Origin of the sequence: Paramesorhizobium salinisoli, assembly GCF_003335045.1 — a bacterium.
Taxonomy (GTDB): Bacteria; Pseudomonadota; Alphaproteobacteria; order Rhizobiales; family Rhizobiaceae; genus Paramesorhizobium; species Paramesorhizobium salinisoli.
Genome location: NZ_QOZG01000004.1, coordinates 159651 through 185314, shown reverse-complemented (window position 1 = coordinate 185314; position 25664 = coordinate 159651). Strand labels below are relative to the sequence as shown.

The 25664-nt window shown below is 59.5% G+C and carries 24 protein-coding genes; 6 read left to right on the top strand and 18 right to left on the bottom strand.

Features of this window, described 5'->3' with window-relative positions; all coding sequences use genetic code 11:
* Nucleotides 1-72 precede the first annotated feature (72 nt).
* A complete protein-coding gene (locus DUT91_RS10555; protein ID WP_114440363.1) occupies nt 73-1326 on the top strand; it encodes an MFS transporter in 1254 nt (417 codons plus the stop codon).
* Between the two features lie 153 nt (nt 1327-1479).
* Here the strand turns inward: DUT91_RS10555 and DUT91_RS10550 are convergent, their stop codons facing one another.
* The 12 genes from DUT91_RS10550 to ybgC form a co-directional block, all read right to left on the bottom strand.
* On the bottom strand, nt 1480-2376 hold the full coding sequence (locus DUT91_RS10550; protein WP_114440362.1) for an outer membrane protein: 897 nt from the start codon (nt 2374-2376) through the stop codon (nt 1480-1482).
* Nucleotides 2377-2565: 189 nt separating this feature from the next.
* Nucleotides 2566-3426 (bottom strand): outer membrane protein, encoded by an 861-nt coding sequence (locus DUT91_RS10545; RefSeq protein WP_114440361.1) that lies wholly within the window; start codon nt 3424-3426, stop codon nt 2566-2568.
* Nucleotides 3427-3636: 210 nt separating this feature from the next.
* Entirely contained in the window at nt 3637-4989 is a 1353-nt protein-coding gene (gene glmM, locus DUT91_RS10540) for a phosphoglucosamine mutase (RefSeq protein WP_114440360.1), read from the bottom strand.
* 297 nt (nt 4990-5286) lie between these two features.
* Nucleotides 5287-7218 (bottom strand): ATP-dependent zinc metalloprotease FtsH, encoded by a 1932-nt coding sequence (gene ftsH / locus DUT91_RS10535; protein ID WP_114440359.1) that lies wholly within the window; start codon nt 7216-7218, stop codon nt 5287-5289.
* Between the two features lie 134 nt (nt 7219-7352).
* On the bottom strand, nt 7353-8753 hold the full coding sequence (tilS, locus tag DUT91_RS10530) for a tRNA lysidine(34) synthetase TilS (protein ID WP_114440358.1): 1401 nt from the start codon (nt 8751-8753) through the stop codon (nt 7353-7355).
* Nucleotides 8728-9843, bottom strand: coding sequence for a tol-pal system protein YbgF (ybgF, locus tag DUT91_RS10525; RefSeq protein ID WP_114440357.1), 1116 nt, complete (start codon nt 9841-9843; stop codon nt 8728-8730). Before ybgF ends, tilS begins: the two co-directional genes overlap by 26 nt.
* 260 nt (nt 9844-10103) lie before the next feature.
* Nucleotides 10104-10616: a peptidoglycan-associated lipoprotein Pal gene (pal, locus tag DUT91_RS10520; RefSeq protein WP_114440356.1), complete on the bottom strand. Its 513-nt coding sequence runs from the start codon at nt 10614-10616 to the stop codon at nt 10104-10106.
* Nucleotides 10617-10818: 202 nt separating this feature from the next.
* Complete coding sequence (tolB, locus tag DUT91_RS10515) at nt 10819-12132, bottom strand: Tol-Pal system beta propeller repeat protein TolB (RefSeq protein ID WP_114440355.1); 1314 nt, start codon at nt 12130-12132, stop codon at nt 10819-10821.
* 55 nt (nt 12133-12187) lie between these two features.
* Nucleotides 12188-13252 (bottom strand): hypothetical protein, encoded by a 1065-nt coding sequence (locus tag DUT91_RS10510; RefSeq protein ID WP_114440354.1) that lies wholly within the window; start codon nt 13250-13252, stop codon nt 12188-12190.
* 7 nt (nt 13253-13259) lie between these two features.
* A complete protein-coding gene (gene tolR / locus DUT91_RS10505) occupies nt 13260-13709 on the bottom strand; it encodes a protein TolR (RefSeq protein ID WP_114440353.1) in 450 nt (149 codons plus the stop codon).
* Between the two features lie 26 nt (nt 13710-13735).
* Nucleotides 13736-14452 (bottom strand): protein TolQ, encoded by a 717-nt coding sequence (tolQ, locus tag DUT91_RS10500; RefSeq protein WP_114440352.1) that lies wholly within the window; start codon nt 14450-14452, stop codon nt 13736-13738.
* Between the two features lie 261 nt (nt 14453-14713).
* A complete protein-coding gene (ybgC, locus tag DUT91_RS10495; RefSeq protein WP_114440351.1) occupies nt 14714-15226 on the bottom strand; it encodes a tol-pal system-associated acyl-CoA thioesterase in 513 nt (170 codons plus the stop codon).
* Between the two features lie 57 nt (nt 15227-15283).
* Here ybgC and DUT91_RS10490 point away from each other — a divergent pair, with 57 nt between their 5' ends.
* Entirely contained in the window at nt 15284-16555 is a 1272-nt protein-coding gene (locus DUT91_RS10490) for a glycoside hydrolase family 5 protein (protein ID WP_114440678.1), read from the top strand.
* Here the strand turns inward: DUT91_RS10490 and ruvB are convergent.
* The 6 genes from ruvB to DUT91_RS10460 form a co-directional block, all read right to left on the bottom strand.
* Complete coding sequence (ruvB, locus tag DUT91_RS10485; protein WP_114440350.1) at nt 16552-17592, bottom strand: Holliday junction branch migration DNA helicase RuvB; 1041 nt, start codon at nt 17590-17592, stop codon at nt 16552-16554. The two genes, DUT91_RS10490 and ruvB, sit on opposite strands and share 4 nt — an antisense overlap.
* A 67-nt stretch (nt 17593-17659) precedes the next feature.
* Complete coding sequence (gene ruvA / locus DUT91_RS10480; protein ID WP_114440349.1) at nt 17660-18277, bottom strand: Holliday junction branch migration protein RuvA; 618 nt, start codon at nt 18275-18277, stop codon at nt 17660-17662.
* Nucleotides 18274-18789, bottom strand: coding sequence for a crossover junction endodeoxyribonuclease RuvC (gene ruvC, locus DUT91_RS10475; RefSeq protein WP_114440348.1), 516 nt, complete (start codon nt 18787-18789; stop codon nt 18274-18276). The genes ruvA and ruvC overlap by 4 nt, the downstream gene beginning before the upstream one ends.
* A 92-nt stretch (nt 18790-18881) precedes the next feature.
* Nucleotides 18882-19406, bottom strand: coding sequence for a protease adaptor protein RcdA (gene rcdA / locus DUT91_RS10470; RefSeq protein ID WP_114440347.1), 525 nt, complete (start codon nt 19404-19406; stop codon nt 18882-18884).
* A 438-nt stretch (nt 19407-19844) separates the two neighbouring features.
* Nucleotides 19845-21035 (bottom strand): OpgC family protein, encoded by a 1191-nt coding sequence (locus DUT91_RS10465; protein ID WP_425373780.1) that lies wholly within the window; start codon nt 21033-21035, stop codon nt 19845-19847.
* A 197-nt stretch (nt 21036-21232) separates the two neighbouring features.
* Nucleotides 21233-22000 (bottom strand): sulfite exporter TauE/SafE family protein, encoded by a 768-nt coding sequence (locus DUT91_RS10460; protein ID WP_114440345.1) that lies wholly within the window; start codon nt 21998-22000, stop codon nt 21233-21235.
* A 170-nt stretch (nt 22001-22170) separates the two neighbouring features.
* Here DUT91_RS10460 and DUT91_RS10455 point away from each other — a divergent pair, with 170 nt between their 5' ends.
* The 4 genes from DUT91_RS10455 (at nt 22171) to DUT91_RS10440 (ending at nt 25506) form a co-directional block, all read left to right on the top strand.
* On the top strand, nt 22171-22827 hold the full coding sequence (locus DUT91_RS10455) for a thiamine phosphate synthase (RefSeq protein ID WP_114440344.1): 657 nt from the start codon (nt 22171-22173) through the stop codon (nt 22825-22827).
* 3 nt (nt 22828-22830) lie between these two features.
* Nucleotides 22831-23820, top strand: a complete 990-nt coding sequence (locus DUT91_RS10450) for a tetratricopeptide repeat protein (protein ID WP_114440677.1) — start codon at nt 22831-22833, stop codon at nt 23818-23820.
* 244 nt (nt 23821-24064) lie between these two features.
* Nucleotides 24065-24628: an elongation factor P gene (efp, locus tag DUT91_RS10445; protein WP_114440343.1), complete on the top strand. Its 564-nt coding sequence runs from the start codon at nt 24065-24067 to the stop codon at nt 24626-24628.
* A 77-nt stretch (nt 24629-24705) separates the two neighbouring features.
* The gene (locus tag DUT91_RS10440) at nt 24706-25506 is read left to right on the top strand and encodes an inositol monophosphatase family protein (RefSeq protein WP_114440342.1); all 801 of its coding nucleotides are present in this window, start codon (nt 24706-24708) and stop codon (nt 25504-25506) included.
* Nucleotides 25507-25664: the final 158 nt, after the last annotated feature.

The window sequence follows — 25664 nt, the reverse complement described above, 5'->3', positions numbered from 1 at the left end:
TTCCGCGGTGGATAGGAATTTCGCGATGAAACATGTAAACGACTGTCGGAAAATAAGAGCTGGGCGGCAGGAATGGGACATCAGAAGCAGCGGTTGAACTATGTGTTCTTCCTCATAGCGGGTTCAGGTCTTGTGACCATCGCGCGTGCGATGACGCTGTCGTTCCTTGCTATCAAATTGCAGCAATCATTCGGGCTTGGTCCTGCAATGATTGGCGCCTTGCTGGGCATCGGTCCCCTGGTTGGAGCCGTCGCCGCTCCCTTTGCGGGCTCATTGTCGGACAGGGTCGGACGCAAGACGGTGCTGACGCTCACTCTTGTTTCCATGGCTTTGGCCCTGGTGGGGATGGGGCTTGCTGAAACAGTTCTGGCATTTTGCCTTGCTCAGATCGTTGCCGCCGTGGCAGTCGCGATCAATGAGCCGATTTCTCGCGCTTTGCTAAGCGACGTATGCCCTGAACCGCTGCGTCTCAAATATTTCTCGTGGCGATACACGGCGTCGAATATTGGCTGGGCCGTCGGGCCTCTGATAGGAATTGCGGCCGGCGCAGCGTCCACAACACTGTTCATCATGGCAGGCGTGGTCTATGTGATGTTTGCACTGGCCTTGCACCTGCTCCAGGTGCCGGTTCATCAAAGTGCCGCCGCTCATCAAGCCCCTGCATCGGTGCCGTTGCTTGAGAGCATCAAGGCCGCAATACGCGATCCCCGATTGGCTTTCTTTGTCGGTGGCGGCACAATGCTGATTGCAGTTTATGGCCAATGGTCAGCCACGCTCGCTCCGTATCTTACTGAACATGTCGCCGGAGGCGTGGAGATCTTCGCATATCTCGTTTCGATCAATGGCGCGGTGGTCCTGATCGGCAGTTCATTTGCCCGGAGGTTCATCGAACGCGCGGGCGTCCTGAACGCTCTCATAATCGGCTGTATTCTCTTCCTCCTGAGTGAAATTGGTTTTCTCAGTGCCGGCGGATTTTGGAGCCTTGCGGCTTCGATGGTTGTTTTCACGATTGGCGAGATTCTGGTCGTGCCTTCCGAATACATGCTGGTTGATGGCATTTCGAACAACCGGAACAGAGGCAGCTATTTTGGTGCTCACTCGTTTTCAACCATCGGCAATTTTGTTGGCCCGACTCTGGGCGGAATCATGCTTGGCGCTTTAGTTGGTCCCGGCATGTTCCTGCTGTACGCGGCGTTTGCGGCTGCAAGTGCAATTCTGTTTGCCATCGGCACGCGAATGCCTCCCCCGAAGGCTGCGGTACAGATTTCTGCGGCTGCGTCGGCCGACACTTCATCGGGGACACACCTCCGCGGCTGTCTGGCGTAGGCTCTTGCCGCAAGAGCCCCGAAGAATGTTTCAAGAATTATTTCCAGACAAGAAAAACCGCCCACAACGTCCAATTGTGCAGGCGGTTCAGCTTTTATCTTACTCTGTATTCCATCTGGGGGCTGCCCGGGCGCCCCGAGAAACCACCGATATCTATTTATAAACCGGCGCTGGGCCTTCATTATAAACCGGCAGCGGTTCCGGCTGATAGGCCGCCTGTGGGCCGCCGAATTCGTAGCGCAGGCCGGCGCGCACCTGATGCACGCCAAAGCCATCGTCGCGGCCCTGCGTTCCCGATGCACCGGCGGCGAGATCGGAAGCATCCCAACCAAAGGCCTTGCCGCCCTTGATGTGGGAATAGCGATAGCCGAAATCGAACTTGGTGCTGGCGGTGATGTCTACCGTCATGCCGGCCATCAGCGCCCAGGTAAAGCGGGTTGAGGTGAGCCCACCGTGGTCGGCCCAATAATCTGTACAGCCGGGACCTGCAACATTGCACCAGGACCGATTCTTCATCGTGCCGTATTTGACCCGCGTGAAGCCCAGGCCACCGCCGATATAAGGCGTGACCTTGCCCCAGGTGACGAGATCGATATAGGCGTTCGCCATCATTTCCCAGGCGCTTGCCTTCGATGTGTCATCGAATGTGACTGTGTCGCCGAATGCGCTGCTCGAACCGAAGACATCACGCTTCCAATAGGCAAGCGTCGCATCCGCCCGCAGATACTGGTTGAAGCGATAGCCGACGCCGACGCTGAAATCCGTATTGCCGCGCAGTTTGATCTCGTCGTAGTCGAACTCGGTGGAAGTGCCGCTACCCTCGTCCCATACGCCATAGCTTCCGTCGCCCTTGGCATCGAAGCTATGGCCGACATCGCCGCGCAGATACCATCCTGATGCGACAGGCATCGGGGCCTGCTCCACGATGACGGGAGCTTCGGGCTGGGCATAGACCGGAGCGTAGTCGGCGGCAGAGGCCGCGCCTGTTACTAGTCCTGCCATCAGCGGACCGGAGAACGCAGCTATCAGAATTTGCTTCTTGCTTGTCATATCGTATCCCCACCGAAACGTGGCACAATCGCTTTGCCGTCACGTTTCCAATCATTAACCAAAAATCTTAAGCAGCCGTTAAGGATGGCACGCCTTGCGCCGACAACCTGACAGATCAAGCTGGGTCTTGAGGCGCGACGAAAAAACAGCCCGAACAAGTCGGGCTGCTGGAGGTTTGGAAATGTCGGTTTATTTGTAGACCGGCAGCGGCTCCGGCGCATAAGCCACGGTCGACGGTCCGCCGAACTGGTAGCGCAGGCCGACACGGACATCGTGCAGCGACAGGCCGTCATCATAGCCCTTGCCGACAAATTCACTGCCGGCGAACATGTTGCCGCCTTCGACCCGGCGATAGCGATAACCGGCATCGAGCTTGAGATTTTGCGTGAGATCGACTGATACGCCGGCCATGAGCGCCCAGGTGAAGCGCCAGCTTGCCGCGCCAGCATGCGTTTCGGTACCGCTCTGGTCGAAATCGCCGCCGATTGTGTTTTCGAGGGCTGACCACTTGACCCGCGTGCCGCCGATACCGGCGCCGACATAGGGGGTGAAGCCGTTGAAATTGCCGAGATCGACATAGGCATTGGCGAGAATTGATAGAGCCGAGAGCTTGCTGCTGTCGGTCGACGTGCAGTCGAACGCCACGCCGCCTGACGTGCAGGTTCCGAACGTCTCGCCCGAGAATTTGGAGCGGGTCAAATAATCCACCGTCAGGTCGGTGCGGAAATAATCCGTCACCTGATAGCCGATGCCGCCGCCAATGAGGAACGAGCCCTTCAGGTCGCCGTCGAGCTGGTTTTCACCAATGCCGCCGCCGCCGCATTCGTCGCAGCCGGAGGTGGCATAGGAAGCCTCACGGAACTTGGCCCAGGAATAGCCGACATCGCCGCGCAGGTACCAGCCGCCTATGGAGGCGGGAACCGCCACTTCCGGAATCATTGGCGCCTCCGGCATCGGCTCCGTTATATCAGCTGCAAAGGCTGAATGAGAGACCCCAGCGGCGGCCAGAAAGACCGCGCCAGCAATGAAATTTCTTGATCGATTTTGCATGGTCGCTTTCCCATCGAACTTGCTGGCGCTTGGCGCGCCTGACCCCACTAACTTCGATCATTAGGAATAGACGGGAAAAGTTAAGTCTGGCTTAACCGTGTTTTTTCACCATTTCGGCTCAGGAACGCCCGGTATCGGGTAGTAGTCACGCAAAGAAAAAGGCTCCGTTCAGGAGCCTTTTTGATATTCGGGAGAGCGGGTGTGACCGCTTCAAGCCGCCGTGCGAATGCCTGAAATCACGTTGACGATATCGTTCACGACGGCTTCGACAAGATGGCGATCGTCGCCTTCCGCCATCACGCGAATGAGCGGTTCGGTTCCCGATGGCCGGATAACCAGCCGTCCAGCCTTGCCGAGGCGATCCCGGGCATCGTCGATGGCGCTCTTGACGCTCTTGTCCTCGAGCGGCTTGCCGCCGGTGGTACGCACATTTTTCAAAAGCTGCGGCACCGGCTCGAATTTCCGGCAAATCTCACTAAGCGAGCGCTGCCGCTCCTGCATGACGGCAAGAATCTGCAACGCTGATACGAGACCGTCACCCGTGGTCGAGAAATCGGACAGCACGATATGACCGGATTGTTCGCCGCCCACATTGAAGCCATGCTCCCGCATATGTTCCACGACATATCGGTCGCCGACCTTCGTGCGCGCCAGCGTCAGCCCCATATCGCCGAGGAAGCGCTCGAGACCGAGATTGGACATGATGGTGGCTACGATGCCGCCGCCGGTCAACCGCCCCGAATTGGCCCAGGATTCCGCGATCACGGCCATGAGCTGGTCGCCGTCGATGACATTGCCGCCCTCGTCGACCAGCAGCACGCGATCCGCGTCGCCATCGAGCGCGATGCCGAGATCGGCCCGCACCTCGTGCACCTTCTTGATCAGGCTGACGGGATGGGTCGAGCCGCAATCCTCGTTGATGTTGGTTCCGTTCGGTTCATCATTGATCGTGACCACCTCCGCGCCCAACTCCCAAAGTGCCGTAGGAGCGACTTTGTAGGCGGCGCCATGTGCGCAATCGACGACGATGCGCAAACCCGAAAGCGACAAATTGCGCGGCAGAGTACGCTTGGCGAATTCGATATAGCGATAGATATCGCCATCGACGCGCTTGGCACGGCCGATCTCGCCATTGCTCGCCAGCCTGCCGCTCATGTCCTCCTCGATCAACTTCTCGATTTCCATTTCGAGTTCGTCGGAAAGCTTGAACCCGTCCGGGCCGAAGAGCTTGATGCCATTGTCGTAATAGGGATTGTGCGAAGCCGAGATCATGACGCCGATATCGGCGCGGAGCGACCGGCACAGCATCGCCACGGCCGGAGTAGGAATGGGGCCAAGCAGGAAGACATCCATGCCGGTTGCGGTAAAGCCCGCCACCAGTGCATTCTCCAGCATATAGCCGGAAAGACGGGTGTCTTTGCCGATCACCACCCGGCTGCCCTGGCCGGATTTCCTGAAGATCAGTCCGACCGCCATGCCGACTTTCATGGCGATATCGGGTGTCATAGGAAAGCTGTTGGCTTTTCCGCGAATACCGTCGGTTCCGAAATATTTGCGACTCATGATTGTGCCTTATCTGAGCTAGCTGCCCGCATTCTTGGCTGTTTTATCACAGAAACAGCAACTCTGCGCAATTTCACCTTTTGTAAGCAGCCTACACAATACCGCTAATGGGTGAAAAAGATGCAAACGAAGTATGCCCCGGAAATACTGGGGCAGGGCTTTCTATCTGCTTTGCCGCAATCCGTTCTGACCAGTTGCAGCCATACATGAAAGCACCATGGAGCCTTTTTGGGGCAACATAAACGAAACAGCCGGGCTTTCACCCGGCTGCGGTTCGTTGGAGATGTCGATGTGGCCTTACGACTGCGGCTGCGGCTCCAGCCCCGCGTCGGGCTCGTTGCCTTTGCGCTTCTTGGCGGCACCCGCCTTGGGAACGCTCGATCCGCGTGAGGGAGGCGTATCGTCGCCCAGATCGCGTGCAGGCTTCTTGCCGGCAATCAACGCCTTGAGTTCTTCGCCCGATAGCGTCTCATATTCGAGCAGCCCTTCCGCGATCGCGATCCATTCCTTCTTCTTCTTGGTCAGAATGCTCCGGGCCTCGGCATAAGCGTTTTCGATCAGCACGCGGACCTCGGCGTCGATCAACTGTGCAGTTTCTTCCGAAATATTCTGCTGACGAGCGACCGAATGGCCCAAGAAGACCTCTTCCTGGTTTTCACCGTAAGCCACTTGGCCGAGCTTGTCCGAAAAGCCCCAGCGCGTCACCATCGCCCGGGCAAGCTTGGTCGCCTGCTCGATATCAGACGATGCGCCCGAGGTGATGTTCTCCTTGCCGAACTTCAGTTCCTCGGCGATACGCCCGCCCATCATGATAGCGAGCCTGGAAACCATCCACTTGTAGCTCATAGAATATTTGTCGCCTTCCGGCAGCTGCATGACCATCCCCAGCGCACGGCCGCGCGGAATGATGGTCGCCTTGTGCACGGGATCGGCGGCAGCGACATTCATCGCTACGATGGCGTGACCCGCTTCGTGATAGGCGGTCAGTTCCTTTTCTTCCTGCGTCATGGCGCTCGACCGGCGTTCCGCGCCCATCATCACCTTGTCCTTGGCATCCTCGAATTCGAGCATGGTCACAAGGCGCTTGTTGCGCCGGGCCGCCATCAGGGCGGCCTCGTTGACGAGGTTCATCAGATCGGCGCCGGAGAAACCGGGCGTGCCGCGTGCCAGTATCTTGAGGTCGACATTGGGAGCAAGCGGCACATTGCGCACATGCACCTTCAGGATCTTCTCGCGGCCGGCCACATCCGGGTTCGGCACGACGACCTGGCGGTCGAAGCGGCCCGGACGAAGCAGCGCCGGATCGAGAACGTCAGGACGGTTGGTTGCGGCGATCAGGATGATGCCCTCATTGGCCTCGAAACCGTCCATCTCGACCAGCAACTGGTTGAGCGTCTGTTCGCGCTCGTCATTGCCGCCGCCGAGCCCCGCGCCGCGATGCCGGCCGACAGCGTCGATTTCGTCGATGAAGATGATGCACGGCGCATTCTTTTTGGCCTGCTCGAACATATCGCGGACACGGCTGGCGCCGACGCCGACGAACATTTCGACGAAATCCGAACCGGAGATCGTGAAGAACGGCACATTCGCCTCGCCGGCGATGGCGCGGGCGAGAAGCGTCTTGCCGGTTCCGGGAGGGCCGACGAGCAGCACGCCCCGCGGAATGCGTCCGCCCAGGCGCTGGAATTTCTGCGGATCACGCAGGAACTCGACGATTTCCTCCAGATCTTCTTTGGCCTCGTCCACACCAGCCACATCCTGGAAGGTCACGCGGCCATGCGCTTCGGTCAGAAGCTTGGCCTTCGATTTGCCGAAACCCATCGCCCCGCGCGAACCGCCCTGCATCTGGCGCATGAAGAATATCCAGACGCCAAGGATCAAGATCATCGGCAGCCATGAAAGCAGGATGCCGATAAGCGAGCTGGAGCCATCGGTTTCCGGCCGGGCAGTGATCGCAACGCCCTTGCTCTCGAGCCGCGAGACGAGCCCGGTATCACCGGGAGAATAGGTCTGGAAGGTGGAGCCGTTATCGGAATAGATTCCGCTGATACGCTCTCCTGTAATGGTCACCGATTTGACCCGGCCGTTCGCCACATCATCGATGAACTGCGAATACGAGACTTCGCGCGACGACGTGCGTTGCGCCGGACTCTGGAACAGATTGAAAAGCGCAATCAAGAGAAGGGCAATAATCGCCCACAGGGCGAAGTTGCGATAATTCGGGTTCATAACGGGTCCAATCGGTCATCACATCCATTCCAGAAAAACCTGGAACAGCAATTTGAACTAACATAGGATCGAAGCACGGCGTTGCCAAGGCAGGCGTTACATGTACCAGCAAATCTTATATGTCTGGTTTACGACTAATTCGGTAACATCGGTGATTCCGGATAGATTGTCCGCCCGAACAGCTGCGCGGTCGCATTCGCCAGCGCAAGATCGTGTCCGGGCAGGACGTTGTCAAACAAGGCGAGATGGCGCATCACCGCCAGTCCGTCCGGCAGGAAACAGCCGCCTGTCAATGCGGGAATGTCCACCATTTCTCCATCGAGACAAAGAGCGGGCCCGGTAAGCGCGGCAGGGCGATAAAACATTTCGCGCCCAATCCCGCGATCCACGCAGAATGCATCGAACTCCGCTGGGGATGGGCGCGCGATCCGCACGCTCTTGCCGCCGGGCATGGTATTGACGATCCGGTAGCGCCCGTCCCAGACGGCGCTTTGACCGGAAGCGAGCAGCAACTGCGGCAGCCCACGCGCCTCGCGCCAGATACTGTGCCGTTTGGCGCCCCGCTGGACGATGCAGCCGCCAAGGCCAAGCCTGGCCGGTCCGCCGCCCTCCCCCGCAAGATGCGAAACTAAACGCGCGCGCTCCGCCTCCGCGGGCAGGAAGCTGCGGCCACCTATGCAGGCAACCACGACGCCAAGTGCGAGAGCCGCGACATCATGTCCGGCCTCCGCCAGCCATCCGGCATCGATCCTCGCCACGCCACCGGGCTCCATCTGCACCTTGTCCCGTCCTGCGGAAAAAAAAGCCGCGACGGCGCTGCCTTGCGCTCGCCGCACCGCCGCTCTCTCGGCGATCTCCTCCAGAACGGCGGGAGGCTTCACATCAGCAATGCGATTGCGGACACGCGGACGTTCGAACGCCATGTTCTCATTGGTCGGATCCTCGAACCATTCGATCTGCCGTTCCGCAAGAAAGGCGCGCAGATCATTCCTCCGCGTATTCAACAAAGGGCGCAGCAGCCAGACGCGCATATCGAGCAAAGTCGCACCTGCCATTCCTGCCAACCCTCGAGCGCCGCCGCGCGCCTTGCGCATCGCAAATGTCTCGATCTGGTCGTCCAGTGTGTGACCGGTGAAGAGGAAACTGGCCCGCGCCTCCCGCGCGGCCTCCACCAACAGTCGGTAACGCGCCTCGCGCGCCGCCGCCGGAATGCCGGCCTGGGGCTTTTGGCCTTCCCAGCGCAGGATGCGATGGGAAATGCCATGGCTGCGGCAAAGCCTTGCCACTGCCTCCGCTTCATCGGCGGAGTCCGGCCTGAGGCCATGATCGATAGTGACGGCGATCAGTTCCGGCGCATCGCTGATGCCACAAAGATGTTCCTTGAGGAGAAACAATAGGGCCAGCGAATCGCCACCGCCCGAAACCGCCGCCATGACAGCATGTTGATGACTGAAATCGATCGGCGCAAAGATCCGGGCGGGATCGAGCGGGGGAGTCTGGGAGAACGGGTCAGCAGCGGTTCTTGGTACGCTCATCCGTTACCCGTTCCAGAACCGCCGGCGATGCGCTCGGATAGCGCGTAGGCACCTGCGCGAATGTCGCGCAGGCGACGTCGTGATCCTTCATTCTGGCAAGCGTCATTCCGAGCTTCAGGAGATTCTCTGCGCCCCGCTTCGACTGCGGGAAGTCGCGCTGCGTATCGATGAAAACCGTCGCCGCCTCCGGATAACGCTCCTGGCCATAAAGCGATTCTCCCAGCCAGAACCGCGCATCAGCCGTGGAGGGATCATTGGGAAACCGGTTGATATGTTCGCGGAAGGCCGTTTCTGCCGCACGGTAATCGCCCGCCAGTATGTATTGATAGGCCAACTGGTAGAGTTCCTGCGGATTGTCGGTCTCGGGCAGGGAAGCAATCGCGTTGCCGCCCTGCGGTACGATGGGCAAGGCGCCCGTCGATGCCGCGGGCGCATCCATCGTTTCGCCGATTACATTGCCATTGGCGTCAAAACGGATCGTACCGAGCGGGTGGGGAGGAACGCCCTGCTCGGTCTTCGAACCGGTTTGTGGTTCAATGGCAGTGGAATCGGCGGAGCCGGCGTTCCCGGACACAGAGGCGGTGGAAGAGGCATCTTTCGATGCCCCCACCTTGTCCCTGTCCCTGCCGGCACGAGGGGCAGCACCATGGGCGGCGGAAGCCGTCGCCCGGTCCTGCCGCCCGCCCGCATCCGAGCGCTTGCTCTTTTCGAGCTCCTCGAACCGGAATTCATTGTCTTCTTGCACTTTGCGCATCTGTTCCTGCATCTGGAGGATTTGGAAATTCAGCTCCTCGATCTTGCCGGTCAGGTTGCGGATTTGCTCCTCGAGCTGGCTGACGCGAGGATCGGCAGCCTGCGCGAGTTGCACTCGATCATATGCTGCGGGAGCGTTCGTATCGGCTTTCCGCATGATCCAGGAGGGCAGGAGCTCGTCTGCAAGCGTAGCGCGCCGCGCCTGCACCGGCTGCCCGACTCCCCGATCGACCCCAAGGTCGCCCCTAAGATCGCCACCGGCAGCGATTGCCGGTCCTCCGGCAAGCAGCGGCAGCATAGCCACGCACATCATCAGTTGTTTCAATGGTCCGTTCATTCCTCATTGGCCCCTTTTTCGGCCCCTACGCCGTGAGAAGAAACACCGCCATATCGGTCGGCTTGCTCATTCATGTATGAGTCCATGCCCCAATTGAAGGCCATACCCTCATTTGAAGGCAAGCGAGTTCGGCCAAAATTTGTTGAATGGGCTGGCAAAACGGAAAAGCGGCCGAAAGGCCGCTTTTCTTTATCCTCATGTGGCTTTTTTGCAAGTCCCACCCGCGCATCTGGCGAACCGATGGGACGTCCAGAGCCGGATTAGCTGCCCGCGCCACCGAGAACGGTGACGGCCCGACGGTTCTGGGACCAGCAGGAGATGTCGTCGCAAACGGCGACCGGACGCTCCTTGCCGTAGGAAATCGTGCGCATGCGGCTGGCGGGAACACCCTGCGAGGCCAGATAGTCGCGCGTGGCGGCGGCGCGGCGTTGGCCCAGCGCCAGATTGTATTCACGCGTGCCGCGTTCATCGGCATGGCCTTCGATAGTGATCGCGTAGTTCGGGTAGCGCTGAAGCCACTGGGCCTGCTTGGAAAGCGTCTGCTGCGCATCGGCGCGAATGACCGAGGAATCCGTATCGAAGAAGATACGGTCGCCGACATTGACCGTGAAATCCTGCGCCGAACCGGCAACGGCTCCGTTGGCTCCAACACCCAGCCCAAGATCACCGGCATTGTTGGGAAGATTTTTCTTGGAAGCGCATCCGGCAAGGGCAAGCGACATGAAAAGGGCAACAGCAATCGGGCTGCGTGCAATTGACTGGATACGGCGCATGGGCCGGAACTCCCTAAAATTTGAAATGTTGCGGTGAACAACCAGTAACCATATCGAGGTTAAGAGGCACCCAAGAAACATGGTTAATGCTTTCTTGATCGCCCGTCCAGTTCTCCGTAGTCCTTGTGGCCGCAGCTTAAAAGACAATGCGGCGGAAAGACGACCAGCGGCAAGAATTGCCGCTGTATCGCCCGATTTTTGGCTAATCCAGCAGTGGCGACCAGGCCGGATCCGACGCAAAGTTCGGCGTCTGGATCTGGCGTTCGTTGCGTCCCGTCACGTCGATCGTGAAGAGACGCGATCCGGCGCCGGGAGGCTGGCGGAAGAACATCAGCACCCGGCCATTGGGAGCCCAGGTCGGCCCCTCATTGTGGAAACCGGTTGTCAGCAGCCGCTCGCCCGAACCGTCGGTCTTCATCACGCCGATGGAAAACTGGCCGCCGGACTGCTTCGTGAAGGCGATCAGATCGCCGCGCGGCGACCAGACTGGCGTCGAATACGTGCCGTCGCCAAAGGAGATACGGCGCGGATTGGAGCCATCGGCCCCCATCACGTAGATCTGCGGACGGCCGCCGCGGTCCGACTCGAACACAATCTGCGTTCCATCCGGCGAATAGGAGGCGCCGGTATCGATCGCCGAACTGCTGGTCAGGCGCGTCGTGGTGCGGCTGCGTAGATCCATCGTGTAGATATTGGCGCTGCCATCGTCCTGAAGCAGGCTCATGACCACCTTCTGCCCGTCGGGAGAAAAGCGCGGCGCAATCGTCATTCCGGGAAAATTGCCGACGACCTCCCGCTGCCCGGTATCGAGCTGCAGGAGATAGACGCGTGGCCTGCCGCCGGCGAACGACATGTAGGTGATTTCCTGGCGGCTCGGCGAGAAACGCGGCGTCAGCACCAGATCGCGGCCGTCAGAGAGATAGATGACGTTGGCGCCGTCCTGATCCATGATGGCGAGGCGCTTGACCCGTTTTTCCTTGGAGCCCGATTCATCGATGAAGACGATGCGTGAATCGAAATAACCCTTTTCGCCGGTGAGGCGCTCATAGATGGCATCGGCGATGATATGCGCGATGCGGCGCCAATTGCCCGCCGACGTATAGAATTGCTGGCCGGCAAGCTGCTGGCCGGCAAACGTGTCCCACAGGCGGAACTCGGCCTTCAGCCGCCCGTCCGCTTCCTTGGTGACGCGGCCCGTAACCAACGCCTGCGCATTGATAACCTTCCAGTCCTCGAAGCGCGGCGCGGCATCGGGATTGGAGATCTTCTCGATGAAAGCACCCTTGTCGATGGGTGCGAACAGCCCGGATCGCTCCAGATCTGCAGCAATGATCGAGGTAATGTTGGCGCCGAGTTGGTCCCCCGACAAAAAATCGGTGATTGCAATCGGCAGCGGTTCGACATTGCCCTTGTTGATATCGATCTCGACGACAGCGTTGGCGGGTGGGACCGCCACGACGCTCACCGCCATGAACACGGCAAAAACCGAAAGAAACGTCCGGATCGTTGTCTTCATAATGTCGGGGACCTCGTTTGTCCTTGGCACTCGATTGGCAGAGCCGTTGAAATTGTCAGAACATCTCGCTGGGGTCGAAATTGACGATCACATCGGCCCAGGCGTCATATTTGTCACGCGGCAGATTATAGGGCGCGCAGCGGATGACGGCGCGGCGCGCGCTCTCGGCGGCAACTCGTCCGACGCCTGAATCGCCACCGCCGGAAACCACTTCCGGCGCACCTTCGATCTCACCGGATTCGGAGAGCTTCATCTTCACCGTAACGCGCAAGCCCTTGGCATCAGCCGCCCCGGCAGGCACATTCCAGCACCGGGAAATCTGGCCACGCAGCGCGTCCATCTCGCTCTGGCTGAGCTTCGAGCCGCCGGTGTTTTTCTCACCCCCGAGCGATGCCTGCTGGGTCGAACGCTTCGCGCCGCCGCCGGCTGCCTTTTCCCGGTTGAGAAGGGCTGTGACCTCATCGGCGATCGCATCCTTCTCCTGCGAGGAATTCTTCGCCGATGATGTCGATTTCGCCGTCTCTTCGGCCGGCTTGCGATCCGGTGTCTTGGCCGTCTGCGCCTGCGGTGGCTTCGGCTTGGCATCGGGAGCCGGCACCTTGTCCGGCAGCTTGATGGCCTCGGCGTCAGGGCTTTCCGTCTGCTTCTCGATCGCCTCGGCTACCGCGTCCGGCTTCACGTCCTCTTTCGGCTGCGGCTCGGGCTGGACCTCGGTCGCGGGGACCTTCACGGGTTCCGGCTTCGGCTCCGGTTTTTCGACCGGCTTCGGTTCCGGCTTTTCAACGGGCTTCGGCTCGGGCTTGGCAGCCTCCGCCGTTTCGACTGGCTTGGGCTTCAAATCGGGCTTGGGCGGCGTCTTCAGGTCGAGGTCATTGTCACCGGCGTTCTCGGCATTTTCGACCGTCTTCGGTTTGGTGCTAGGCTTGGGCGCGGATTTTTCCGCGATCGGCGCCTTCTTGTCGCCCTGCTGGATTTGCGTAATGGATTCGATAGGCACGATATCCACCGGCAGTGCCTCGGCATTGGACACGTCAAAGGCTTTCGGCGACGAGAAGGAAAACAATCCCCACCCGATGACGACGGCATGCAATATGGCAGAGGATGTCAGGCCAGCCTTCATGATGGCGTCAGCTATCCTGCTCCTGGAGTGTCACCAGACCGATATTCTTGAAACCGGCCGACGAGATCCGCGCCATGACCCGCATGACCGTGCCGTAATCCGCCGACTTGTCGCCGCGCACGAAAATGCGTTCCTCATAGCCGGTCTTGGAAATCGCTTCGAGCTTTGGCACCACCTCGTCAATGCCGATCTCGGTTTCCTGAAGATAGATCTGGCCCTTGTCGTTGACCGAAACAGTAATCGGCTGTGTCTGCGAGTTCAGTGCCTTGGCCTGTGTTTCCGGAAGGTCAATGGGTACGCCAACCGTCAGCATCGGGGCGGCGACCATGAAGATGATAAGCAGCACCAGCATCACGTCCACGAAGGGCGTGACGTTGATTTCGCTCATCAGCGCCTTCTTGCGACGGCGGCGACGTCCTGACTGGAGCCCCCCCTGATTTCCCACTGACATACCCATGGCATAGCTTCCTGCGTCTGGAATTCTTATTGTTGATTGCGCGGTGCGAGCTTCTCATCGATTTGCCGCGAGAGTATGGCAGAGAACTCATCGGCAAAGCTCTCCATGCGCGCGCTGATCTTGCCGGCGTCGCCGGAAAGCTTGTTATAGGCGATAACGGCAGGAATAGCCGCGAGAAGGCCGATGGCCGTCGCCAGCAACGCTTCGGCGATACCCGGAGCCACCACTGCCAGATTGGTCGATTTCGAAGAGGCGATCGCCTGGAACGAGGTCATGATACCGACCACGGTGCCGAAAAGGCCGATGAAAGGCGCGGACGAACCGATGGTCGCGAGAAAGCCCAGCCGGGATTCCAGCTTGTCGTTTTCGCGTGAAAGCGCAACGTCCATGGCCTTGTCGATACGCATCTGCAGCGCGATCGGCGACCGCGCGCCCTTTTCGAATGATTTCTTCCATTCCCGCATCGCCGCCATGAAGATGGCGCTCATACCAGTCGCGCGGCGATCGCCGAGATTGCGATAGAGTTCCTCCAGCGACTGGCCGGACCAGAACACCTGTTCGAAGCGATCGAGCGCGCGCCGTGTACGACCGAAGCTGAGCGTCTTGTCGACGATGATCGCCCACGTCCAGACCGACGCCACGAGAAGCCCGAGCATGACCAGCTTGACCACCCAGTTCGCCTGAATGAACAGGCCCCAGAGAGTGACGTCAGCGCTGGGTGCAGCAAGCGCAATGTTTTCCATAAGTCCACCATCCTCGAATCCAAACGCCCGGCGCGTGACCGGGCGGCAAGGGTCGCATTCATCGTCGCAATTGCCGCTTTTCCAGGGTTAAGCAACCCTTGATCGGCTTCTTGCGGCTAAATTTGGTGAAAGGAAGGCGCTTGAGTAAAAGGCATCTTCCCCTTCATCCTGTTCCTTCGTCACTAATGGATTGTTATGGTTAAGGATGAGTTAGGATTCAGGGCAATTCTAACGGGGTCAAAGATTTTATATTCCATCCCGCTATAACACCTTCAGCTGAAACAGCTCTTTCCATTCCTTCGGAAAACGGCGCGGCCGTCCCTGGCTGTTGATCAGCGCCGCTTCCACCCCGGCCTCGATCAGCAGGACGCCCTCGCGCGAAATTGTCTGCCGCATATAGATGCGCGCGCCCGAGACATCCTCCACCCGCGTTTCGATCGCGAGGATGTCGTCGATGCGCGCAGGCGCGCGAAAGTCGATCTCCATGCGCCGGACGACCCAGACGAGTTGTTCGCCATGCACACCATTTGCAAGCTCCGAATGGTGAATACCCGTCAGCCGCAGGAAATCCGTGCGTCCGCGCTCGAGGAATTCGAGATAGCGGCCATGGTAGACCACGCCGGAAAAATCCGTATCGGCATAATAGACCCGCGCAAGAAGCTGATGGCCTCCATTAACCAGAGCGCCCGCCAATGGACTTGCCGATGCGTTCGAAAGCGCCTTTTCATCGCCGCTCTTTGCATTATCATCGGCGAGCCTTGTTCGTTCGATCATCCCGCTTTTCCTCTACTGGAAGCACTCATGCAAACTATCATTGGCGAGGGGAAAGCGATGGCATTCTTGCCTGTTATGATCAAGAAACTGTTGGTGCTCAAGCTGCTATTCATCCTGGCGATCGCCAGCGCCTCCTGCATGCCGGCTGCCGCGGCGACCTTCAAGATGAAACGCGGCGTCAATCTGGATATCTGGTTGACATGGCCCAACGAAAGCCGCTGGAACGACGAAAGCGTGCTCCTCCCCTATCCTGAATGGCGCAAAACGCTCACGGAAAAGAATTTCCTCGCGCTGAAGCAGGCGGGGTTCGACTTCGTCCGCATCCCCGTCGATCCCTCACCCTTCCTTTCCGAGCAGACCGCAGCGTTCCGCGACCGCCTCTATCAAAGCGTGCTGCAATCCGTCCGCCTCGTCAACAAGGCAGGGCTGAAGGCGATCGTCGATCTCCACCTCTACCCCGCCGGCGACAATCGCAGCGCCGGAATGACCGAAGTCATGGCGAATCCCGCCCTTTTCGAGCGATATCTCGAAGTCGTCCGCGCCATGGGCAGCACGCTCGCGCACGAAGCGCCGGAACAGGTGGCGTTCGAACTTATGAACGAGCCGGTCATCGACTGCGAACCGGAACTCTTTGCCCGATGGCCTGAGAAACTGCGTAAGCTTTTCGCCGCCGCGCGCTCCTCCGCCACCCGATTGACCCTGGTGCTTTCAGGCGGCTGCTGGGCAAACGCCGATTTTCTGGCCCGCCTCGATCCCAAAGACATTCCCGATGACAACATCATCTGGACGTTTCATTCCTATGAGCCGTTTCTTCTGACCCATCAGGGCGCGCGATGGGCGGGCGATTTCATCCGCTACGTCACCGGCATTCCCTATCCGCCCTTCAGCATTGCGAAACCGCAACAGCAGGCGATACTCGACGAAATACGCATGCGCATAAAAGCCCAGGCGCCGCCACATCGCCGCGCCAGTATGCTCGCCTATCTCGACGAGCAATATGCGCTGATCGATACGCCGCAGAAACGGTCCGAAATCATGGAAGCGCCGTTCAAGACGGTGCAGGCCTGGGCAAAGAAATATGATATCGGCCCGGACGATATCTTCCTTGGCGAATTCGGCATGATCCGGCAGGAATATGACAATCCCTACAGAATGCCCGCCGAATGGCGCGCCGCCTATCTGCACGACGTCACCACATTGTCGCAGCGCTACGGTTACGCCTGGGCCGTCTGGTCCCTGGGCGGCGCTTTCAGCATTACCACGGACGATGAGAGCAGCACGCTGGATCCCGTCATCCTGAAAGGCCTGGGGATGGGGGCGCAGCCTTAATCGTCGTCTTCGAACAGCCTTATCTGCATCTGCGCGAGATCGGAGGGCGCGGTCAGCCCGAGATGCTTCCAGGCATTGACGGTCAACACCCGGCCGCGCGGCGTACGCTGGATGAAGCCCTGCTGGATCAGATAGGGCTCGATGATGTCCTCGATCGCATCACGCGGCTCCGAAAGACCGGCGGCGATGGTCTCGATACCTACCGGGCCGCCACCGAAATTCCGGGCGATCATGTTGAGATAGCGTCGGTCCAACTGGTCAAGGCCGATGCTGTCGACCTCCAGCCGCAACAACGCCTCGTCGGCCACCTTGCGGTCGACTGTGTCGGCGCGCGCCACCAGTGCAAAATCGCGCACCCGGCGCAACAGTCGCCCGGCGATGCGCGGCGTGCCGCGCGCCCGCCGCGCGATCTCCAGCGCCCCGTCATCGGAGATGCCCAATTGCATGATGCGAGCACCGCGTCGCACGATATGTTCGAGTTCCGGCACGGTATAGAAATTCAACCGCACCGGAATGCCGAAGCGATCACGCAGCGGCGTGGTCAAAAGGCCGATGCGCGTCGTCGCGGCAACCAGGGTGAACTGCGCGAGATCAATCTTGACAGAACGCGCCGCAGGTCCCTCGCCGATGATAAGGTCGAGCTGGAAATCCTCCATGGCCGGATAGAGAATTTCCTCCACCGCCGGGTTGAGCCGATGGATCTCGTCGATGAACAGCACATCGCGGTCTTCAAGATTGGTCAACAGCGCGGCGAGATCGCCCGCCTTGGCGATCACCGGGCCGGAGGTCGAGCGAAAATTGACGCCCAGTTCCTTCGCCATGATCTGCGCCAGCGTCGTTTTGCCGAGCCCGGGCGGCCCGACAAAGAGCACATGGTCGAGCGCCTCGCCGCGCGTCCGCGCCGCCTCGATGAACACTTTCAGATTGGCCCGCGCCGCCGTCTGGCCGACAAAATCGTCAAGCGTCTGCGGTCGCAGGGAATTGTCGATATCCTCGCCCCGCTTGTCGGGGGAAATCAGGCGGTTGGCATCGTTCATGCCCTTGTCCTAACGCAACGCACCGGATCAGGGAATCCGGAACAGGTGGTAATCCCCATTGCCGAAGTCACCGCGACAATTCCTTCAGGCCGAAACGGATGAGCTTCGCCGAATCAGCCCCCTCGCCAGCCTCCCGCAGCGCCGCAGCCACCGCGTTGGCCGCCTGGTCGCGCGAATAGCCGAGATTTGCCAGGGCCGAAACAGCATCGGCGACAGGGGCGGGAGCGACTCCCTCGCCAATTTCCTGTTTCAGGCCGATGGTACCAGCGGCCTCGCCCGCAAAGGCCGGAGCCTTGTTTTTCAGTTCGGTGACGATCCGCTCTGCCACTTTCTTGCCGACGCCAGGCGCGCGGCTTACCATGGCGAGATCACGCAGCGCGATGGCATTGGCGAGTTCCGAAGGCGTCAGTGTGCCAAGCACAGCCAGCGCCACCTTGGCGCCGACACCTTGCACATTCTGCAAAAGGCGGAACCACTCGCGCTCGAGCCGCGAGGCGAAGCCATAGAGCCGGATCATGTCCTCGCGCACATAGGTCTCGATGAAGAGTGTCGCCGCTTCGCCCGAACCGGGCAGATTACCGAGCGTGCGCGTCGAGCAATAGGCTACATAACCCACGCCATGCACGTCGATGATCACATGATCCTCGTCGATCTCGTCGATCGTCCCTTTGAGCTTGCCTATCATGCGATTGCCGCGAGCCTCCCCCTGCCAAGATAACTTTGTCTGTTATGGGCATGGCAGACCGCGATGGCCAGCGCATCCGCAGCATCGTCGCTATCGAAAGTGGCCTTCGGCATCAACACCTTGACCATCATGTGGATCTGATGCTTTTCGCCGTGCCCGACACCGATCACGGCCTTCTTGACTGCATTCGGCGCATATTCGGCAACGCTCAAGCCCGCCTGGGCCGGCACCAGCATGGCGATGCCGCGCGCCTGGCCAAGCTTCAGCGTCGCGGTGGCATCCTTGTTGACGAATGTATGCTCCACCGCCGCCTCATGCGGCATGAACAGATGGAGAACCGCCGAAAGCCCCTCATGCAACTGGCAGAGCCTGGAAGCCAGATCGGTCTTGTCGTCGGACTTGACTGTGCCGGAAGCGACGAAACGCAGCGAATTGCCAAGCGTCTCCACCACACCCCAACCGGTACGCCGCAGGCCCGGGTCTATGCCGATGATCCGAATCGCTTCCTTCATGTGCAGACCTTATCTTTTGACAGGCGCACTTGACAGCAGAATTGTGAACAAAAGAGAAACAGACGGCGACGACCGGACGCCGTCAGAAGCGATCAACGCCCGCCGAAAGCCGTCTGCAAAAGCACGAGCTGGTCCGATACCGGATTGCTGTTCGCAACAGCAGGCGAATCGGCCGGTTCGCCGTAGATCTCGTCATCCATGCGCCGCACGCGATCCTGCAGCCGCAACGAACGCTCGATGATGTCGATGAAACTTGCCGGCATCTCGGTCCAGCCGGGCAATGCATCGGCTGCCGAAAGCATATCGAGGCGAACCTTGGACTTTTCCATCGCCACCTGCTGGCGGGTCAGTTCTCCGCTGCGCGCGGCGCGCTGCAGAAGAAGCCAGGATGCGATCTGCATGAGACGCGTCGTCAGGCGCATCGACTCGGCGGCATAGAATGTCGCTGCGGTCCGCGACAGGGATTTTGCCTCGTCACGACCGGCGCCGTCGAGATAGGCGGCAGCTTCCTCGACGAGGCTCATGCCTTCCTTATAGAGGGGCTTGAACGAATCGGAGAAAAGGACGCGTTCCGCCAACCGAATGGTATTGTCGTTCCGGAATTCATGTTCGATCATGGTATTCTTCGCAACCCCGCGTCGCCGCTATTTTCATGACAGATGGTCATCAAGCCCAATGGGCTGTCGCCGCCATTGCCCGGCTTCGATCACGAACCGGAGGCGGACGATACTGGCCATGCCATGAATTCCACCGCAAACTGCATCGCAATACACCGTCGCGCAAGAATATGTTTAAGAAAGGGTTAACGCAATCCGCAAACCCCACAAAATTGTGAACAAAAAAAGAGCCGCATAGGCGGCTCTCAGGAGTTTAACAGGGAGGCGTCAAACAGAGTGGCAAAACCACTCGGTAAGTATCCAGAAGATCTGGATGACGAGAATTTAACGCAACTAGCATTAATGAATGGTTAACGCGGTTAAGGAATTCCAAACCATCCGCATCGATTCCGGCCCGAAAAACCAGCCCGGCAACCAAAAGCCGTCGCAGGCTTCATCTCAGGCCGGCTGGAAAACCGGCTTGCCCACAGGAAAATCATTGCCGGATACCGGCGCGGAAACACCCGGAACCGGTACAGCCGGCTTCGGCGCACTCTTGCCACTCCAGCCGATGCGCGGCAGCCATTCGAGATAATATGCCAGCGCGAACTGCACGACGATACCCGTGGCGATCAGCAGCGTATCATAAGGTATGCCGCCGGGGTTGACGAGCTTCATCACCTGCGCCGCCATCGAAAGGATCGTGCCCACGATGAAAACCGGCAGCGAATGCTTGCCGAGGATCGCCAGCGGATGGTCGGGCGAGGTACGTGCCAGATTCGAGATCGCCGGTATAGCCACGATCACATAGCTCAGCGCCAGCACATGCAGCAACCGGGGCGTAGAGAGGAATGTCTTGTCGAAGCCGGTCAGCACGGCTGGCAGTCCCATCGAGACATTGATGCCCCACAAAGGCAGGCGTACCCAGAGAAAGGCAAGCATCAGATAGGCGGATGCCGCACCGATCAGCCAGGCATTGGCCGGAATGGAGCCTCCCCGGCGCATATGGAGCGTCCCCGCAATGCCGATAACGAACAGGAACTGCCATGACAGCGGATTGAGGAACCAGAAGCCGTTCCCGGGGTAATTATGAGGGGCGATCTGGTAGATGCCTGCAAGAAGCCAGAGGATGCCGGAAACCCCGACCATAAGCGAAAGGCTCATCCTCGCCAGAAGCAGGAAAGCCGGCGTCATCAGCAGAAGCACCGCATACATCGAAAGGATGTTGTTATAGCCGAGCTGATGGCCGAGCGTGAAAACACCGAAAAGCGCCTCCACCGGACGATCCATGACCGGCGCGATATTGATCTGCGAAAGGAAGTCAGGGCGCTTGAGGAAGATCGCCGTCCCGCAGAAGATGGCCAGCGTCGCCATGGTGGTCATGATATGGGTGGTATAGAGAACCCCGGCCCGCCGCCACATCTTCAGCGCGATGAGAAGACGGCTGCCCGGCTGAAACTTTGTCCCATAGGCAAGCCCGACCGCGATACCCGAAATGAGCACGAAAGCCTCCGCAGCATCCGAGAAGCCCAGATTCTTGTGGGTCAGATGCTCGTAGATCGTACCAGGAACGTGGTTGACGAAGATCGTCAGAAGCGCCAGCGCCCTGAATACGTCGATGCGGGTGTCCCGCTTATAATGAGCCTGCATGATCATCTCTATAAAAGTCTTGGAAGAAGCTCGGGTTCCATAGCCACTCTGGCCAACTTCAGATTGAACCCGCAGCCATATTAAAGATTCATATACCGAATCTGGCGAAGTCGTTGAAAGCTATATCGTCCTGAAAACAGGCCTAATTCAGCATGGAAATGATCAACTTTCGTTCCATCTCAAAACAAACTGGCACCTCAAAACAAACTGGCAACCCCGTCATAGATCAGCTTGAGCCCGGTCAGGAAGACCATGGCATACATGAAGGGGTAGAAAACCTCCGGTTTCATCCTGCGCACGATCCATGCTCCGGCGAAGGGCGAGGCGAGAGCCAGCGGCGCGAGAGCGGCGGAGGCCGACAGGTTGGTCGCATCGAACTGGCCGAGAGCGAAATAGGGAATGACCTTCACGGCATTAATGATGGCAAAGAAGATGACGCTGGTGCCATTGTAGATTTTCGGATCCTGCCTGAGCGGCAGGGCATAGATCTGATAGGGCGGCCCGCCCGCATGGGCGACAAAACTCGTGAACCCGGCCACCATCGACCAACCCGTCGCCGCGACGAAATTATGTGGCCGCGCCGTCGCTCGTCCGGCTGCGCCGGCAAGCACATAACGCAGCACGAACAGCACCGCGACCGCGCCGACGATCAGCCGCACCATGCCGTCGGTGACGACCGCCGCCATTACCCATGCGATGGCGATGCCGATCAGCGCGCCCGGCAGCATATATCGAAGCGTCTTCATATCGCGATAGCCGCGCCAGGTCCAAAGGCTCGCCACATCCATCACCAGAAGGATCGGCAACATGATCGCCGCCGCCTGCACCGGTGCCATCACCAGTGTCATCAGCGGCACGCCAAGCTGCCCCATGGCGCCCCCGAGCCCTCCCTTTGAAAGGCCAACGAGAATCACCGCCGGAACGGCGGTCGCATAGAACCAGGGATTGGCGAGAAGGTCATACATTGGGAAGGACTCTGCGGGAACAACGGTTCATAGCCCCCCGCCGCACCGATGGCGAGATGTGATTTCGCCCAATGCACCTCTTAAGCACATAGTGTGAAGAGGACTGTTCAACGGGCAAACCATGCTCTATGCCCGAATTCGATCACTTTCTTCCGTTTTAGGCTTCACCCATGAATGCATCCAACCACGCCGACCGCTGCCGTATCGTTCTCATCGCTCCGCCGCTCGGCGATGGCGATGCGCTTGTCGCCCTTCTGCGCAAGGCGCTCTCCGGAGGCGATGCCGCAAGCGTGATCCTCGACTCCTCCGGCCTGGACGAAGCAACGTTCCAGGCTGCGGCACAAAAGGCCGTTCCCGTCATCCAGGATGCGGGCGTGGCAGCGCTGATCCTCAATGACACGCGCGCCGCTGGCCGCGTCGGAGCCGACGGCGTACATGTCGAGGGCAAGCTCGCCGATCTCGCGGAAATCATCGAACGCCATTCCCCCAAACTGATGGTCGGCATGGGCAATCTGCGCGACCGTCACGGCGCGCTGGAGATCGGCGAACTGCAGCCTGATTACGTCATGTTCGGTAAGGTCGGCGCCGACAAGAAGCCCGAGCCGCATTCGCGCAACATCAATCTTGCCGATTGGTGGGCCTCGATGGTTGATATTCCTTGCATCGTGCAAGCAGGAAACGCGCTGGCGAGCCTTGAGCAGGCCGCGGCCACCCGCGCGGAATTCATCGCCCTTGGTGCCGCCGTTTTCGAAAGTGCCGACCCGGCAGAGGCCATGCGGGAGGCAAATCGGCTGCTCGACGAAACCGCCCCACGTTTCGAGAATTGAATGATGAGACGACTGCCGACCATTGCTCTTGCGATTTCCGCCGCCATCCCGGGGGCTTTCGCACAGGCGGCGGCGCCTACGGATAAAGATGACAAGCCGGTCATGCTGCGCCAACCGGCCTCGACCGACACCTTGCCGTCGATTGATCCCAACCGCTTCGGCGACAAACCCGCGGATGAGGCCTTCGGCGCATTTCAGCGCGGGCTCTATTTGACGGCGCTCAATCTGGCGCTGCCGCGCGCCGAGAAGGGCGATGCCGCCGCGCAGGTGCTGGCCGCCGAGATCTATGCACGAGGACTGGGCGTGCCCATCAACCAGACAGAAGCCGCGCGCTGGTATGGCCGCGCCGCCGACCTGGGCGTGATCGAAGCGCAATTCCGCTATGGCGCCATGCTGCTCCAGGGTAAATATGTGCCTCGCGACAAGGCCAAGGCCGAAAAGCTGATGAAAGCCGCCGCAGAAGCAGGCAATCGCATGGCGCAGTTTAATTACGGCCAGTTGATGATGGTCAATCACCCCGGCGAGGCAGGACTCGACGAGGCGTTTCCCTGGTTTTTGAAAGCGGCTCAGGCAAAGCTCGCCGATGGTGAATATGCCGTCAGCCAGATCTATGCCAATGGTACCCTGAAAATCCCCCGCGACGACAAGAAGGCAAGGGAATTCCTCGAACGCGCGGCAAAGCAGAACTATGACACGGCCCAACTCGATCTTGCCACCTGGTATATCGAGGGGCGTGGTGGCCCGCGCGATTATAAGGCCGGCTTCCGCTGGATGCACCGCGCCGCCATGACCGGAAATGTGGCGGCTCAGGCCCGACTTGCCAGGCTCTACCGCGACGGCATAGGCACCGAAGGCGATTTCATCGAAGCGGCCGCATGGTATATCATTGCAAGGCGCGCCGGGCTTGCCGCCTACGATCTGGATTCCTTCATGGACGGCCTCGCCGAGGATCAGATCAAACAGGCTATGACCCGGGCCAATAACCTCCGCTAGGGCAAGCCCAGAACATACACAGCGGTTTTTCCGTCCATATCTGTGTAATAGAAAGAGTTGGAGCAGTCCCCCAGATCTTGTCTAACAGGCGTCGCTTCGAGACCATATTGCGGTTGCATCAGGTCAATTTGCCCCTATCTCTTGCGTAAATCCTCGTTTTATGGTCTTGGGAACCCGATTGCTGCGGCTCATGCCGTCTTCGGCACCACCGCGCCCTTTTTCAGATCAGATCCGGAATAACCCCATGAAGATCAATGGTAACGAAATCCGCCCCGGTAATGTCATCGAGCACAATGGCGGTCTTTGGGCCGCGGTGAAGACCAACGCGGTGAAGCCCGGCAAGGGCGGCGCGTATAATCAGGTCGAGTTGAAGAACCTCATCGACGGCACCAAGCTCAATGAACGCTTCCGCGCTGCCGAGACGGTTGAGAAGGTTCGCCTCGAGCAAAAGGACTTCACCTTTCTCTACGAGCAGGGCGAAGCACTGATCTTCATGGATTCAGAAACCTATGAGCAGTTGGAGCTCCAGAAGGAATTCGTCGGCGACCGCGCCGCGTTCCTGCAGGACAACATGCTCGTGACGGTCGAACTCTACGAGGAAAAGCCCATCGGTATTTCATTGCCCGACTATGTGACGCTGACGATCACCGAGGCTGATCCGGTCGTCAAGGGCCAGACGGCGGCTTCCTCCTACAAGCCCGCCATCCTTGAAAACGGCATCCGCATTCTCGTTCCTCCCTTCATCGGATCGGGCGAGCGCGTGATCGTCGATACGAATGAACTGACCTATGTTCGCCGCGCCGACTAAGCGTGACCCCGAAAAGTTGCAGACTTTTTGGATGAGATCGTGCGGCAAAACAAAATAATATAAAGGACTGAAGCGTAATGGCGCGTTCGGCGATACTCAATGTCATGGTCCAGGCCGCGATGAAGGCCGGGCGTTCGCTCGCGCGCGATTTCGGCGAGGTTCAGAACCTTCAGGTCTCCTTGAAAGGGCCCGGTGATTATGTCACTCAGGCCGACAAGCGCGCCGAAGATATTGTTCATACGGAACTGAGCCGGGCACGCCCCGACTACGGCTTCCTGATGGAGGAAGCAGGGATCATCGAAGGCCGTGACGGTCAGCACCGCTGGCTGGTCGATCCGCTCGACGGCACGACCAACTTCCTGCACGGCATTCCCATCTTTGCCGTCTCCATCGCACTGGAGCGCCAGGGCCAGATCGTCGCCGGCGTCATCTACAACCCCGCCATGGACGAGCTTTACACCGCCGAACGCGGTGGCGGCGCCTTCCTAAACGACCGTCGGCTGCGCGTTGCTGCCCGCAGCAAGCTGCCGGACGCGATCATCGGCACTGGCGTGCCGCATCTCGGCCGCGGTCACCATGGCAATTATCTGCTCGAACTGCGCAATGTCATGGGCGAGACGGCGGGTATCCGCCGCCTCGGCGCCGCCGCGCTCGATCTGGCTTATGTCGCCGCCGGACGTTTTGACGGCTTCTGGGAAGAGGCGCTCCATCCCTGGGATATGGGCGCGGGCATCATCCTCATCCGCGAGGCGGGCGGCTTTCTCTCCGACAAGAACGGCGGCCAGGAGATGTTCGACACCAAATCCATCGTTGCCGGAAATGAGTCCATTCATTCGGCCCTGCTAAAAATCCTGAAGAAACCCATCAAGCCCGCATAAGACGCTCCGCAAGAGCGCCAGCCGAAGATATACAGACGATCGGGGAAAAGCCTCCGTTTCGTCCTTTCATTTTCGCCGCAATTTCGGTTAGGCTCCGCATCCAGTGGGGTTGTCCCATGGCATTGCCTGATGAACAGGCGGGCGGGATTTAGCCGGGA